Raw genomic sequence first — 14,397 nt, forward strand, 5'->3', positions numbered from 1 at the left:
GAAGGAGCCCCTCGTGCCGACCGTGCCCCCGACCACCCACCCCACCGCGCAGCAGAAGGCAGCGCGGCAGCAGGCAGCGCCGCAGGATTCAGCGCCGGAGCATGCGGCGTCGCAGGATTCAGCGCCGCTGGATCCAGCACCGCAGGAGGCCGCCGTGCAGGACACCCCCGCCGCGCAGGCCGCCGCGCCCGTCATCCGGGTGAAGGACCTGTCCTTCCGCTACCCGGGCACGGATCGCGACACGCTGCGCAACGTCGATCTCACGATCGAGCGCGGGGACTTCGTGGCGGTGGTCGGGGGCAACGGGTCGGCCAAGACGACGCTGTGCAAGACCTTCAACGGGCTGGTCCCTCACTACTGGAGCGGTGACTTCGCCGGCAGTGTCCATGTGGGCGGCATCGACACGTGGGAGTCGTCCGTCGCAGAGCTGTCCGCCCGCGTGGGCTACGTCTACCAGGACTTCCAGAACCAGTTGGTCCGGCCCACGGTGCGCGACGAGGTGGCCTTCGGACCCCTCAACTTCGGCCACGCCGACTACCGCGAGCGCACGGACGAGGCGCTCGCCCAGCTGGGCATCGAGCACCTGCGCGACCAGTTCGTGTGGCAGCTGTCCGGCGGGCAGGCGCACCTGGTGGCGCTCGCCGCCGTGCTGGCGCTGCGGCCGGAGGTCATCGTCGTCGACGAGCCCGTCGCCGAGCTGGACCCCGCCCGCGCCGGCGAGATCTACCGCCGCCTGCGCGACCTCAACGAGCGCGAGGGCCTGACCGTCATCACGATCGAGCACCACGCGGACTTCATCGCCCAGTTCGCGAAGTCCGTCGTCCTCATGGCCGACGGCGCCCCCGTCTGGCACCTGCCCATCCAGGAGGCGATGGACCGGCACGCGGACCTGTCCAGCCACGGCGTGCCCGCCCCGGACGCCGTCGCCCTCACCGCGGCCGTGGGTGCACCGCACGTCGCGCTGGACGTGGACTCCGCGGTCCGGATCCTGCGCCCGGCCCTGCGCGAGCAGCAGGTGCCCGGTCCCGATCCGGCGACCCCGGCCTCGGGAGCAGGCGACGACGGGCAGGTGCCGCGCGCCGGTTCGGTGACGACGGTTGTGGGAACGGACCTGGACGGTCAGGTGCCTGGTCCCGATCTGGCGACCCCGGCCTCGGGCGCGGTCGACACCGGTCCCGAGGCCGGGGAGACGGCCGCTGACACGGCACCGCCCGCGGTCGTCGCGTCGCTGCGCGGGGTGCACCACGGCTACCGGACGGTCGCCGGCGGTCTCTCGACGGTCCTGGACGGCCTGGACCTGGACCTGCGCGCGGGGGAGAAGGTCGCGCTCGTGGGCACGAACGGGGCCGGCAAGACGACGCTCATGAAGCTGCTGACCGGACTCATCGTGCCGCGCGCCGGGACCGTGACCGTCGACGGGATCGACACGCGCAGCCGGTCAGCCGCCCGGTTGGCGGATCACGTGTCGTACATCTACCAGCATCCGCAGCAGATGTTCCTCAAGGACTCCGTGCGCGAGGACATCGCCCTCTTCCCGCGCGGGCGCAGGGTCGAGGACGCGGAGGCGATCGTCGACCGGGTGGTCGCGGAGGCGGGACTGTCCGCGCCGGCCGAGCGCGACGGGCGCAGCCTGTCCGGCGGCCAGCAGCGGCGGGCGACCCTGGGGATCGGACTGGCGATGCGGCCGCGGCTGCTCCTGCTGGACGAGCCGACGTCCAGCCTGGACATCCGGTCCCGCGACGACGTGACGGCGATGCTCGAGTCCCTGTCCGGGACCGTGCAGTGCGCGGTCGTCGCGACGCACGACATGGAGCTCGTGGCGACGTGGGCGACCCGCGTCCTCGTCCTGGACCGGGGGCGGGTGCTGGCGGACGTCACCCCGCAGGAGCTGTTCTCCCGGCCGGAGCTCACGACGCAGACGCGATTGGTGCCGCCGCAGGCCGCCCGCATCGGCCTGGAGCTGGGACTCGACCCGCTGCCGCTGACGGCTGAGGACCTGCGGGCTCGGCTGCGGACGATCGACGGGACCGTCGAGTCCGCCCGGGCTGATCATCTGAGTCGAACCGACCGCCTCGGCGCGACTGGGTTCGACACGACCGGGACGGGGGAGCGCTGATGGCGCGGAAGACACACGATGTGCTGAGCGTCGACTGGGTCCGGCTGGAACTGCTGCGGACCGCGTACTCGACGCGCGGCGGTCTGTTCAGCCGCATGGATCCGCGGATGGTGCTGGCCTGGTACCTCGTCATGGCGATCGCCCCGTGGTTCACCCACAGCACGGGCGTCCTCCTGGTGCTGTTCGTGCTGGGAGTGGCCTCCGTCGTGCTGGCGAGGGTGGGACCGCTGGTGCTGGGCCTGTTCCTCATCGGGCTGCTGGGCAACGTCGTGGGGCTGTTCGCCGCGTCGTTCCTGTTCGGCGGCGACCTGGGCACGCTCGTGGCGCTGGGCGAGCTCAACCTCAAGCTGGGTGCGGTGTCGATGGCGTCGATGGCGGCGTTCGTGTCGCTGGATCCGGAGAAGCTCTCCGATGCGCTCCTCTGGTTCCGGGCGCCGGAGCTGCTGGCGTTCGGCGTGAGCTACGGGTACCGCATGCTGCCGATCCTGGTCGACGAGTACGTGACCGTCTTCGAGGGACAGCGGCTGCGGCACGCGCCGGTGGAGAAGCCCGGCTTCCTGGGTCTGCGGGTCGTGTGGCAGTGGTGCGTCCTGGCGGTGACCGCGTTCTACCCGATCATGCTCAACACGGCGAAGAACGTCCGCACGACCGTCGAAGCGCTGGAGACCCGCGGGTTCACCTACGGTGCGAAGAACGAGGCGGGGCGGACACTGCGGCTGGCGTACCTGCGCGTCACGCCCCTGGATGTCACGGTGGTCGCCGTGACCGGCCTGCTGGTGGTCGCGGCGTTCGTCGTGGGGCCCGGCATTCCCATCATCGGGTGAGGTACGGTCCGCGTGTCCGTGCAACGGTCATGCAACTCTTCCGTCGTCATCGCCCTTCTACTGTGGAGCCACACATCTCAACGAGGAGGAATGACATGACGACAGTGACCGATCAGCCTGTGCAGACTGCGGATGACATCGCCACCGGCTGGCTGCGGGACCTGGAGACAGCGCTGAAGGCCGGCGACATCGATGCGGCGGTGGACCTGTTCGCAACCACCAGCTACTGGCGGGACCTCGTGTCCTTCACCTGGAACCTCCGCACAGTCGAGGACCGCGACGGAGTCCGGGACATGCTCACCCACACCCTGGACCGCGTTGCACCCACCGACTTCCAGCTGAGCGAGCCGGCCGCGACGGCCGACGGCGTGACTGAGGCCTGGTTCACCTTCGCAACCTCTGTGGGCCGCGGCTCCGGTCTGGTCCGCCTCATCGACGAGGGCGGGGCGAAGGCATGGACCATGCTGACGACACTGCAGGAGTTGAAGGGTCACGAGGAGCCGCGCGGGGATCGGCGTATCAGCGGTGCAGAGCACGGCGTCGACCCCCAGCGGAAGAGCTGGTCGGAGAAGCGAGCTGAGGAGGACGCGGCCTGGGGCAGGACCGCCCACCCGTACGTCCTGGTGGTGGGCGGTGGTCAGGGCGGCATCGCACTGGGAGCGCGGCTGCGGCAGCTGGGTGTGCCCGCCCTGGTCGTCGACCGGTGGGAGCGGCCCGGTGACCAGTGGCGCTCGCGGTACAAGTCGCTGTGCCTGCACGACCCGGTCTGGTACGACCACCTGCCCTACCTGAAGTTCCCGGACACCTGGCCGGTCTTCGCGCCCAAGGACAAGATCGCGGACTGGCTGGAGTTCTACACGAAGGTCATGGAGGTGCCGTACTGGTCGTCGACGACTGCGACGCGGGCGACCTATGACGAGGCCGCCGGCCGGTGGACGGTCGAGCTCGAGCGCCAGGGCGAGACGATCACCCTTCACCCCACGCATCTGGTCATGGCGACGGGGATGTCCGGCAAGCCCGCCATTCCCGAGTTCCCCGGTGCGGATGTGTTCAAGGGCGAGCAGCAGCACTCCTCCCAGCACCCGGGACCGGATGCATATGCGGGGAAGAAGGTCGTCGTCATCGGCAGCAACAACTCCGCGTTCGACATCTGCGGGGCGCTGCACGAGGTGGGCGCCGACGTCACGATGGTGCAGAGATCGAGCACGCACATCGTCAAGAGCGACTCGCTCATGGACATCGGCCTGGGCGATCTCTACTCGGAGCGGGCTCTGGCGAACGGTGTCACGACGGAGAAGGCCGATCTCATCTTCGCCTCCCTGCCGTACCGGATCATGCACGAGTTCCAGATCCCGCTGTACGACCAGATCAAGGAGCGGGACCGCGACTTCTACCAGCGGATGGCGGATGCGGGCTTCGACCTGGACTTCGGCGAGGACGGGTCCGGTCTGTTCCTGAAGTACCTGCGGCGCGGATCCGGCTACTACATCGACGTGGGTGCGGCTGAACTCATCGCTGATGGCGGCGTCGCACTGGCGAAGGGCCAGGTCGACCACCTGACCGAGGATGCCGTCGTGTTGGAGGACGGCACGGAGCTGCCCGCGGACCTCGTCGTGTACGCGACGGGCTACGGCTCGATGAACGGGTGGGTCGCGGACCTCGTCGACCAGGAGACCGCGGATCGGGTGGGGAAGGTGTGGGGCCTGGGATCCGACACGACGAAGGACCCCGGACCGTGGGAGGGCGAGCAGCGCAACATGTGGAAGCCCACCCAGCAGGAGAACCTGTGGTTCCACGGCGGGAACCTGCACCAGTCACGGCACTACTCGCTCTATCTGGCCCTCCAGCTCAAGGCGCGCTACGAAGGCATCGACACGCCGGTCTACGGACTGCAGGAGGTCCATCACCTGAGCTGAGCGGCTCGGGGCCGAGGCCGTGTCAGCGGGTGGTGCCGGGCCACGGTGGGCCGGCCGCGGCCTCGGCGGCGGAACTGTTGGTGACGGGCCCCGGGCGCAGGCGGCTGCTCCCGGGGCCCGTCGGCGACGAAGGTGGGACTCAGCCCTCCGGCACGGCCTCGCTCATCGCGGAGATCTGGAAGGTCGCCCCGTGCGGATCCGCGACTGTGGCGATGCGGCCGAAGGGGGAGTCGACCGGGCCGTCCAGCAGCTTCCCGCCCAGGTCGACGACCTTCTGCGCGGCGGCGTCACACGATTCGACGGCCAGATAGACGCGCCAGCCCGCGGCCTCCTCCGGCATGACCCCGGTCGCGTCGCCCAGCCCCCAGGACGCGGTCTCATGCGGCCCGTTCGTGGAGTAGCGGAAGCTGTCGTCGTCCATCTGCTCGGAGATCGGGACGAGCTGTGCGTCGAAGACGGCGGTGTAGAACTCCACGGCACTGTCGTACTGGTGGGTCATGAGCTCGAACCAGACGGGGGAGCCGGGCAGGCCCGTGTGGTCGTAGCCGTCCAGATCGCCGGCCTGCCACATGTTGATCCCGGCCCCGGTGGGGTCGCAGAGGACGCCCATGCGGCCGGCCTCGCCGATCGGCATGGGGTCCATGGGGCTCTTCGCGCCCAACTGCAGCGCCTTCTGAAGCCGGGCGTCCAGGTCGTCGACGGTGAGGTAGACGTCCCAGCGGGGCTCCAGCGGGTCGCCCTCCGGGCACGTCATCCCGGTGACGTCCATCGCGCCGCCCACCAGGGCGTCGCCGTTGCGGATGATGCAATAGCCGCCGAACTCCTCGCCCTGCGACTCGAACGTCCACCCGAAGAGTGCGGAGTAGAACTCCTGCGTCTGTGGCAGCGACGTCGAGTTCAGATCGATCCATGCGGTGGTTCCCGTGGTCCTGGTCATGATTCCTCCGTGGGGTGTGAGGTCCGAAGCGGAGTCTCCGCTTCAGTGGTTCCACCGTAGGAGTGGGCGGTGGTCCCGTGTGTGTCCGAACTTGCTGGGGTGCTCACCGCGTGCAGAGGCTGGGCAGTGCGGTCACGAGCGGCACGGGGCGCTGGGCGGACTGCGCGGAGGCGAAGGACAGCGTGATGCGGGAACCGGCGCGCAGCGGTCCGGGTGCCACGGCGACGGTGGGATCCGTGGGCGCCAGCTGGTCCATCGCGTCCGCCTGTGCTGGAACCGCGAATCCCAGCAGGTGTGGGGCACCGGGGCACAGGGGCAGATCGACGGACGCCACTCCGGACACGAGGGTGCCGGACCGCGGCAGGCCGATGGGCGCCGGCTGCGGGAACCAGCCCACCCAGATGTGCGGGTCGCCGCGGACGCCCAGGGACACGGGCACGTCCAGGTCGACGCGGACGGAGCCGGAGCCGGGCTGCAGGAGGCTGAAGGGCAGCGGCGGGCGGTCGCTGATCCTCTCCGCCAGGCGGCGCAGGCGACCGGGCGGCACGCCCACCGTGGCGCTGAAGCGCCTGCTGAAGCTGGAGAGCGAGTCGAAGCCCACCGCGGAGGCCACGTCGATGACGGATTCGGTGTCCTCCAGCAGCAGTCGCTTCGCCCGGTCGATCCGCAGGGCGGTGAGGTAGCGGCCCGGACTGATCCCCAGACGATGCGTGAAGAGGCGCGAGAAGTGGAAAGGGCTGTACCCCACGTGGTCGGCCAGATCGGCCACGGTGAGGTCCTCGGGGCGGCTGCGCGCCAGCCCGAGGGCGGAGGTCAGAAGCGTGTCCGCAGTGGACATCGCCGCATTCGCGAGCCCGGTCACAGGCTCGAGTGTACTGTGCCTGCACCCCGTTCGCCGAGGGACCGTCGGCCGGTTCGAGGGCCACCGCGTGCAGTGGGCTCTCGAACCGGCGGGCGGTCCGTCGAGGTGCCGTCTGGCCCATCGAGGTGCCGGCGGTCGACACGTCACACGTGGAGGGTCTGACCGCTCCAGCCGCGGCGCAGCCACCGGTCGTGCGAGGCGACGAGGACGGTGCCAGCGTGTTCGTGGATCGCGGCCTCCAACTGGGTGACGAGGAGGATGGACAGGTGGTTCGTGGGCTCGTCCAGCAACAGGATGTCCGGGGTGTCCGCCAGCAGGACCGCCAGTTCGAGGCGCCGTTGCTGGCCGACGCTCAGGCTGGCGACCGGCCGGTGCAGATCGCGTCCGGCCAGCAGACCGAAGTCCGTCACCGGAGTCCGCTGGGCGCGTGCGGTGCCCACGAGGTCCTCGTACGCCTGGGCGACCGTGCGCTCCGGGCCGCGCTCGCCCGGGTCTGGCAGGTCGACCTCCTGCGAGAGCAGTCCGATGCGCAGTCCCGGGGCGCGTTCGACGCGCCCGCTCGTCGGGTCGAGCCTGTCCGCCAGCACGTGCAGCAGCGTCGACTTCCCGGCCCCGTTGGCGCCGGTGATGAGCCACTTCTCGCCCGCCCGCACCAGCAGATCAGTGGGGGCGAGCCTGCCTGCGACCCCCGCTCCCGAGGCCGAGAGGACGGTCGCGGTGCCGGTCGCCTGGCCGTCCGTGCCGGAAGGCACACCGGCGGACGCGCGATCGCTGCCGGCGGTCCCGGCCACAGCGGCAGGTGGGTCGACGGCGGTGGTCCGGGCGGCCTCGGCGGGGGCGTCTGCTGTGCCGGGCTGGAAGCCCGCGAACCGCAGCTCCTGCGGGGGCTTGCGGATCTGGTGCTCGTCCAGGTCTGCGAGGCGGTTGCGGGAGTCCTTGACGCGGCGGGAGACGACCTTCGCGTTGCGGTCGGCGTAGAACTTCCGGGCCATCCGCGACTCGGTGCGGGGCTTCCAATCGTGATGGCCGACAGTCTGATTCTCGCCCACGGCCGCGCGCAGGCGCGTCAGCTCCTGCTGCTCGTCCCGGTACTGGCGCTCCCACCGGGCGCGCTCGTCGCGGCGGGCACGCAGATAGTCCGTGTAGGCACCGGTGAAACGGGTGAGGCCGATCCCCGTCCCCGTGCCGTCCTCGAGGAGGCCGCCCGCGACCGCGTGCGGGATGGGTGCCGGATCGAGGTCGAGCAGCGCCGTGACCGCCTCGTCGAGGAATGCCCGGTCGTGGCTGGTCAGCAGCACGGGACCGGGCCAGGAGGCGAGGACGTCGCGCAGGTGCGCGGTCGCGGAATCGTCCAGATGGTTGGTGGGCTCGTCCAGGAGCAGGACGTCCGGGGCGGACAGCAGCAGCCACGCCAGCGACAGGCGCGAGGCCTGCCCGCCGGAGAGTTCCCGGGTGGGGCGGTCGCGGGGCACGTCGGCCAGGCCCAGTCCGGCCAGGAGCGATTCGATGCGGGAGTCGATCTCCCAGACGCGCAGGTCCTGGGCGGTCTCGAGGGCGCGTGTGTAGGCGTGGACGGCGGAGCCGTCCTGAGGGGAGCCCGCCAGTGCGGAGGCCGCCCGGTCGAGGTCGTGCTCCGCCTGACGGATCGGTGCGACGGCGGACTCGAGCGCCTGGGCGACCGTGTCCGTGGGCGGGAACGGCGGCTCCTGGTGGAGCAGTCCGATCCGGGGGATCCGCCCGCCCGGAGCGGTCGCGCGCACGGTTCCCACGTCCGGCTCCTGGAGGCCGGCGAGGATGCGCAGGAGGGTGGACTTCCCGGAGCCGTTCTCGCCGATGAGGCCCGCGCGCTCGCCGGCGTAGACGGTGAGGGAGACATCGGTGAGGACGCGCCGGGCGCCGTAGGAGAGGGAGATCCCGTCGGCGCGCAGGTGGGCGGCGGAGGGTGCCCCGGTGGGTGCAGAGGTGGGTGCGACGGAGGGCGCATGCGCGGGGTCAGAGAAGGCGGGAAGAGAAGAGGCAGGCACAGGGGTGTCCTCGAGTTCGGTCGGACTCCCGCGGGGCAACGCCGCAGACGCGGGAGGAGAACGAGGTCACTTCTTCACGCCGCATACGGTAGCAGGCCCACCGCCGGTCCGACAGTGCACGGCGGACTGTCTCCTGCTGGGCCGGATGTCTGGTGCGCGCGTGGTTGCCGCGCACATACTGGGGGAGCGGCCTGCAGCGAGGCCGTGAGCACGGTGCCACGAATCACCGGACCCCCCCCGACCGGAGGAGCGACATGACCAGTCCTGCGCATCACACCCTCACCTACATCGAGTTCGGCGTGACGGATCTGGCGCAGACCCGCGCGTTCTACGAGGCCGCGTTCGGGTGGGAGTTCAATGAGTACGGGCCCGGTTACGCGGGAATCCGCGCGCCCGGCGGCGACGGCGAGGTGGGCGGATTGAATCCGCAGGCGCAGCCCTCTGACGCTGGCCCGCTGGTCCTGCTGGTCTCCGACGACCTGGACGCCTCCGTGACCGCGGTGACGGACGCCGGCGGCACGATCGTCGCAGGCCCCTACGAGTTCCCCGGCGGCCGCCGCTTCGAGTTCACCGATCCCAGCGGCAACCGGTTGGGCGTCTTCAGCGACCACTGAGCGTCAGGAACCACCGGCGGCAGGTGAACTCGAGCCGTCTCACTCCCCGCTGGGGCGCCTGCGGGTCTGCTTGATCTCCGACCGCCGCTTCTTCGCCTGCAGCCTGCGCCGCTTCGACCCGCGGGTGGGCTTCGTGGGACGACGGGGAACGGGAGGCGCGACGCCCTCGCGCAGCAGGTGGGCCAGCCGCTCGCGGGCGATCGTCCGGTTGCGCATCTGGGACCGGTGGTCCTCCGCGCTCACCTGCAGGACGGTGCCCGCCAGGCGGGCGGCCAGCTGCCGCAGCGCTCGCGCCCGCTGCGCGTCATCCAACGCCGAGGTCGTCGCCAGGTCCACACTCAGCTGCACCTTCGAATCCGCCGTGTTCACGTGCTGGCCGCCCGGACCCGAGGATCGCGAGAACTGCTCGTGCAGCTCCGCCGCCGGCACCACGAGGCCCCGGGGCGCGCCCGGTCCCGGCGGCACCTGCAGATCGTCCACGGCGCTCAGCTCGTCTGAGGCTCGTCGGTCAGTCCGGCGTCGTCCGGGGTCCCGGTCCGGTCCGGCAGCTCCGCACCTTCCGGCTGACTCGCGTTCGGCATCCCCGCCTCGTCCGGCTGTCCTGCCACACTCGACAGTCCCGGCTCATCCCGCAGCCGCGGCTCCACGCGATGCTGCGGGTGGAACCCGGACTTGTCCGCGTAGAACGCACGGATCCGGTCCATGTCTGCGGCAACGTCCCCGGTCATCTGGAGCGTCGGTCCCAGCCCCGTCGTCATCGTCGTGCGATCGACGTAACCCAGGGTCAACGGCAGGCCGGTCTCCCGCGCGATCCGGTAGAACCCCGACTTCCAGTGCGTCTGTCCCTTCCGCGTGCCGTCCGGGGTGACGACGAGGCCGAACACCTCACCGTCCCGCACCCGCCGCACCATGTCGCGTACGACCGTGCCGGGGTTCTCCCGGTCGACCGGGACTCCGCCCAGGCCGCGCATGAGTGGACCGCGCCACGCGGCGAAGAGGCTCTTCTTGCCCAGCCACCGCACGTCGATGCCCAACCGCCACGCGATCCCCAGCATGAAGACGAAATCCCAGTTCGACGTGTGGGGTGCGCCGATGAGGATCGTGGGCTGCGCGGGGGCAGGCTGCGTCCGCAGCGTCCACCGGCTGGTCAGCCAGAACGATCGTGCGATGAGGGAGCGAAGCATGCTCTCACCCTAGCCGGACCGCGCCTCGTTCCAGTCCTGCCACAACCGCCTCACACGCCTGTGGCCTGTGGAACACTGAGCCGCATGAACCGCCCACGCACCGCCTCGACCCGACCGGATCCCGCGGTCTCGCTGGGGCCCTGGTACCGGGGCGTCCAGTCGGCCCTTCGGCGGGCCTACTTCGGGCGGGTGCGGGTGGTCGGGACTCAGCCGGGACCTCGGCGGCGGTCTCGTCTCATCGTCGCCAGCCACCGCAACGGCGCGCTGGACGGGGCGATCGTGCTGGCCGCGTTCCCGCACGCGCAGCACCTCGTGTCGCTGCAGCTGCTGCGCGGCCCGTTGCGAGTCCTCTTCACCGGCATCCCGGTCATCCGTGCCAAGGACGTCGAGCGGTACGGGATGGACCGGTCGCAGATCACGGATCCCGTCACCGCGGGGGTGACGCACCTGCGCGACGGCGGCGACCTCGTCATCTTCCCCGAGGGCACCAGCGACTGGCGCCACGCCCCCGGCACCCACCAGCGCGGAGCCGCGAAGATCTGGTGCCGCCTGCAGGAGGAGGGGATCGACGTCGACGTCATCCCGGTGGGCCTCTTCTACGCCGCCCCCGAGCGTTACGGCTCCACGGTCCAGCCCTGGGTGGGGCCCGTCCTCGACCTGCCGCGCTCCACTGCCGGTCCGCGCATCGAGCGGGAGAAGGAGGCGCACCGGCTCATCACCGATGCCCTCGACGCGGTGTCCGTGGACTGCCCGTCGCCGGCCGTGTTCGACCGTGTGCAGCAGCGGGCGGCGGCGAGGTCCAGGGCGGGGGAATCGTTCGCGGCCGCGTTCCTGGAGGAGCAGGAAGCGGCCCGGGGCAGGGCCGGCGATGCTGCCGGAACCGGGCCGTGCGCCGCCGGTGCGATTGCGGCAGGGAACCCCGTCGCCGAGGTCGCGGTCCCGTCGGGTGCCTCCGTCCCCGATAGATCGGTCGCCGAGGTCGCGGTCCCGTCGCCCTGGCCGCGTCGCCTGGGTCTGCTGCTGCACTGGCCCGTCTGGCCGGTGCTGGGGGCCTCCCACGTGGTGGGGCGGAAGGCCGATGCGCGCAACACGGTCTCGTTCTTCCGGGTGCTGGGGGGCGCGGGAGCGACCGTCGTCTGGGGTGCGGTGCTGCTGGGCGCGGGCATCACGGGGATCGCGACCGGGCACGGTCAGGCGACTGGGGTGACCGCTGCGGCGGGCGCCGTGAGCCTCGTGGCCGGGCGCCTGCTGGTGACCGCCCCGCGCTGGCAGCCGGACACCGCCCCGCTGACAGCACACGCTGCCGACCCCGTCTCCGATCCCCGCTCGTCCCGCTGATCCCCAACACGCAGGAGCTCTCATGTCCCGTCTCATCGACTTCCACCACGACGACGCCGTCCGCCTGGACATGTCCGGAGGCAAGGGCGCGAGCCTCGCGAAGTCCGCCCGCGACCTGCCCGTGCCGCCCGGCATCATCGTGACGGCGGAGGCGTATGCGGACCTCATCGCGGATCTGCGCGGACAGATCCGGGGGATCCTGCGGGACGAGACGCTCGAGACCGCGGCCGCACAGGTGCAGGACCTGCTGCTCTCCCAGCCCGTGGACCAGAGGTGGGTGGGGGAGATCGAGGCGGCCATGGCATCCGCGGGATTGGCGGAGCGAGCCGTCGCAGTGCGGTCGTCGGGCACGATGGAGGACCTGCCGGGCGCGGCGTTCGCCGGCCAGCACGACACGTACTTGGGTGTGCGGGGTGCGCAGGAGGTCGCGCGGGCGGTCAGGCGCTGCTACGCCTCGCTGTGGAACGCGCACGCGATGAAGTACCGCGATCGGCTGGGACTCGATCACCTGCAGGCGTCGATGGCGGTCGTCGTCCAGCAGATGGTCGAGGTGACCGCGGACGAGGCGGCGGGTGTGGCCTTCTCGATCGACCCGGTCCGCGGCGACCTGGGCACCGTTCTGGTGAACGCCTCCTACGGCCTGGGTGAGACCGTCGTGGGCGGCGAGGCGGAGGTCGACGAGTACCGCCTGGACCGCGACGGGGGCGACGAGGTCGAGGTGCGGATCGCCCGCAAGCCCGTCGCGCTCGTGGTGGACGCGGGCACGCGCGACGGTGAGGGCGGCAGTGCGGGTGACGACGGCCTCGGCGGCGGCGACGGACACGGCGGGGTGCGTGAGGTGGAGGTCGCGCCGGAGCGTGTCGAGGCGGCCGCGATCGAGGCCCCCATGCGGGCGCAGGTCGCCGCACTGGCCGTGCGGGCGGAGGCGCACTTCGGGTTCCCGCAGGACATCGAGTGGGCGGTGAGCGAGGGGCGGCTGTTCCTGCTGCAGTCGCGGCCGGTCACGCGGGTGGCGCCCCGGTGGACGCGGGACGAGTCCGCGGAGCGGTACCCGACCCCGGTCACCCCGCTCACGTGGGACCTGGTCGAGGAGGGCTTCCACCGGTCGCTCAACCACAGCTTCGACCTCATGGGGCTGCCGCCGTTCGGCGACAAGTGGTTCGCGATGAAGGACTTCTACATCTACGGCAACCAGACGGCCGTCGAGCTCTACAGCGGGCGGTTCCCCGCTGCCCTGTTCCAGGACGTCGACAGCATCAGGGCGGCGCTGCCGGAGATCGCCCGCCGGTTCGCGTGGGTGCAGGATCTGCCGGTCCAGTGGATGCGCGATCTGGACACGTATCTGCTGGGGCTCGGGCGGCTGAGTCACGAGCCGCTGCGCGACAAGGACCTGGCGGGCCTGTGGGACCTGGTGCGGTCGATCAGCGACCTGGGCACCGCGTACTTCCTGCCCAACATCGCGATCTCACTGACGCAGACGACCCTGTACAAGGGACTGCTCACGCTCCTGTCGCTGGGACTGCCGGAAGGACAGGCGCAGCCGGTCTTCGACCAGCTGCTGGCGCAGACGGACACGAAGACCGGTCAGGTCAACGACGAGCTGTGGCAGCTGTCGCGGACGATCCGCACCACGCCGGATCTGCTGGAGTTCCTGGACGGACTGTCGAGTGCTGAGGGGCACATGGACGAGCTGCGCGAGCAGTTCCCCGCATTCGCCCGCGAGCTGGACGAGTTCCTTTCCCGGCACGGACATCGCGAGCTGGACTTCGACGCCTACCACCCCACGTGGGTGGGCGCGCCCCACATCGTCGTCAACCAGCTGCGGGTGCTGGCGCATCGGGAGGAGGAGGGGCGGGCCTCGGCGAATCAGCTGCGCGCCCAGCAGGCGGAGGTCGAGCGGCAGGTGCTGGATGCGGTGCCGGACGACCTGCGGTACTTCGTGCAGGAGGTCATCCGCCTGGCCCGCACGTACACGGCGCTGGACGACTTGGAGCACTACCAGACCACCCGCCTGACACTGCCGATGCGCCGGGCGCTGGCGGAGCTGGGCGCACGACTGGTCGAGGCCGGTCACCTGGACGCCGCGGATGACGTGTACTTCCTCCACGTCGACACGATCGAGACGGCGGTGCGCGGCGGATCAGCGGAGGCGCTGGGGCGTCTGCGTGCGGAGGCGCAGGAGCTGCGGGCCGGCTACGAGGCGGCGGTCGACTCCGAGCCGGACTGGGTGCACGGACAGGCGGCGGCTGATGCTCCGACGGAGGGTGGGCTGACGGGGACGGCCGGCAGCCCCGGACAGGTCGAGGCGGAGGTGTACGTGGTGCACAGCCCCGACGACTTCCCGCGCTTCCCGGCGGGGGCGATCCTGGTGGCTCGGACGACGAATCCGGCGTGGACCGCGCTGTTCTACCAGGCGGCCGGGGTCATCACGGAGAGCGGCGGAGCGCTGTCCCATGGGGCGGTCACGGCGCGCGAGCTGGGGATCCCCGCCGTCATGAGCATCCGCGAGGCGACCCGCCGGTTCACGAACGGTCAGCGCGTGCGCATCGACGGCAGCGCGGGCACCGTCACGGAGCTGTGAG

Annotated in this window: 10 protein-coding genes and 1 pseudogene; 6 read left to right on the forward strand and 5 right to left on the reverse strand. The window is 71.2% G+C overall.

Going from position 1 to position 14,397, the window contains the following annotated elements:
- The first annotated feature begins 13 nt into the window (after positions 1 to 13).
- From HGBR_RS10310 to HGBR_RS10320, 3 genes are all read left to right on the forward strand, one after another.
- A complete protein-coding gene (locus HGBR_RS10310; protein ID WP_019159266.1) occupies positions 14 to 2,116 on the forward strand; it encodes an ABC transporter ATP-binding protein in 2,103 nt (700 codons plus the stop codon).
- Positions 2,116 to 2,940 (forward strand): energy-coupling factor transporter transmembrane component T family protein, encoded by an 825-nt coding sequence (locus HGBR_RS10315; protein WP_019159267.1) that lies wholly within the window; start codon positions 2,116 to 2,118, stop codon positions 2,938 to 2,940. The genes HGBR_RS10310 and HGBR_RS10315 overlap by 1 nt, the downstream gene beginning before the upstream one ends.
- Positions 2,941 to 3,035: 95 nt before the next feature.
- The gene (locus HGBR_RS10320) at positions 3,036 to 4,856 is read left to right on the forward strand and encodes an NAD(P)/FAD-dependent oxidoreductase (RefSeq protein ID WP_019159268.1); all 1,821 of its coding nucleotides are present in this window, start codon (positions 3,036 to 3,038) and stop codon (positions 4,854 to 4,856) included.
- Positions 4,857 to 4,995: 139 nt separating this feature from the next.
- On the opposite strand, the gene HGBR_RS10325 is transcribed toward HGBR_RS10320, so the two are convergent.
- From HGBR_RS10325 to HGBR_RS10335, 3 genes are all read right to left on the reverse strand, one after another.
- Positions 4,996 to 5,793 (reverse strand): VOC family protein, encoded by a 798-nt coding sequence (locus HGBR_RS10325; RefSeq protein ID WP_019159269.1) that lies wholly within the window; start codon positions 5,791 to 5,793, stop codon positions 4,996 to 4,998.
- Positions 5,794 to 5,896: 103 nt separating this feature from the next.
- Positions 5,897 to 6,655, reverse strand: a complete 759-nt coding sequence (locus tag HGBR_RS10330) for a helix-turn-helix transcriptional regulator (RefSeq protein WP_019159270.1) — start codon at positions 6,653 to 6,655, stop codon at positions 5,897 to 5,899.
- 143 nt (positions 6,656 to 6,798) lie between these two features.
- Positions 6,799 to 8,679 carry an ABC-F family ATP-binding cassette domain-containing protein gene (locus HGBR_RS10335; RefSeq protein ID WP_019159271.1) on the reverse strand — a complete coding sequence of 627 codons (1,881 nt, stop codon included), beginning with the start codon at positions 8,677 to 8,679 and terminating at the stop codon, positions 6,799 to 6,801.
- 254 nt (positions 8,680 to 8,933) lie between these two features.
- Between HGBR_RS10335 and HGBR_RS10340 the strand changes: the two genes are divergently transcribed.
- Positions 8,934 to 9,293 (forward strand): VOC family protein, encoded by a 360-nt coding sequence (locus HGBR_RS10340; RefSeq protein ID WP_019159272.1) that lies wholly within the window; start codon positions 8,934 to 8,936, stop codon positions 9,291 to 9,293.
- 39 nt (positions 9,294 to 9,332) lie between these two features.
- Here HGBR_RS10340 and arfB read toward each other — a convergent pair whose 3' ends face one another.
- Positions 9,333 to 9,773 carry an alternative ribosome rescue aminoacyl-tRNA hydrolase ArfB gene (gene arfB, locus HGBR_RS10345; RefSeq protein WP_019159273.1) on the reverse strand — a complete coding sequence of 147 codons (441 nt, stop codon included), beginning with the start codon at positions 9,771 to 9,773 and terminating at the stop codon, positions 9,333 to 9,335.
- Between the two features lie 143 nt (positions 9,774 to 9,916).
- Positions 9,917 to 10,477 (reverse strand): annotated as a pseudogene (locus tag HGBR_RS10350) (1-acyl-sn-glycerol-3-phosphate acyltransferase); the annotation flags it as partial.
- Positions 10,478 to 10,561: 84 nt separating this feature from the next.
- Between HGBR_RS10350 and HGBR_RS10355 the strand changes: the two are divergent.
- Both HGBR_RS10355 and HGBR_RS10360 read left to right on the forward strand, forming a co-directional pair.
- Positions 10,562 to 11,815: a lysophospholipid acyltransferase family protein gene (locus HGBR_RS10355; protein ID WP_019159275.1), complete on the forward strand. Its 1,254-nt coding sequence runs from the start codon at positions 10,562 to 10,564 to the stop codon at positions 11,813 to 11,815.
- Positions 11,816 to 11,837: 22 nt separating this feature from the next.
- Complete coding sequence (locus HGBR_RS10360) at positions 11,838 to 14,396, forward strand: PEP/pyruvate-binding domain-containing protein (RefSeq protein WP_019159276.1); 2,559 nt, start codon at positions 11,838 to 11,840, stop codon at positions 14,394 to 14,396.
- Position 14,397 lies beyond the last annotated feature (1 nt).

The organism is Brevibacterium senegalense (assembly GCF_000285835.1).
In the GTDB taxonomy this organism is placed as follows: domain Bacteria; phylum Actinomycetota; class Actinomycetes; order Actinomycetales; family Brevibacteriaceae; genus Brevibacterium; species Brevibacterium senegalense.

What these genes read in the sequence shown, in the direction of transcription:
- HGBR_RS10315 (WP_019159267.1), top strand. Translation starts at nt 2,116, where the DNA reads ATGGCGCGGAAGACACACGATGTGCTGAGCGTCGACTGGGTCCGGCTG.
- HGBR_RS10320 (WP_019159268.1), top strand. Translation starts at nt 3,036, where the DNA reads ATGACGACAGTGACCGATCAGCCTGTGCAGACTGCGGATGACATCGCC.
- HGBR_RS10325 (WP_019159269.1), bottom strand. Translation starts at nt 5,793, where the DNA reads ATGACCAGGACCACGGGAACCACCGCATGGATCGATCTGAACTCGACG.
- HGBR_RS10340 (WP_019159272.1), top strand. Translation starts at nt 8,934, where the DNA reads ATGACCAGTCCTGCGCATCACACCCTCACCTACATCGAGTTCGGCGTG.
- HGBR_RS10355 (WP_019159275.1), top strand. Translation starts at nt 10,562, where the DNA reads ATGAACCGCCCACGCACCGCCTCGACCCGACCGGATCCCGCGGTCTCG.
- HGBR_RS10360 (WP_019159276.1), top strand. Translation starts at nt 11,838, where the DNA reads ATGTCCCGTCTCATCGACTTCCACCACGACGACGCCGTCCGCCTGGAC.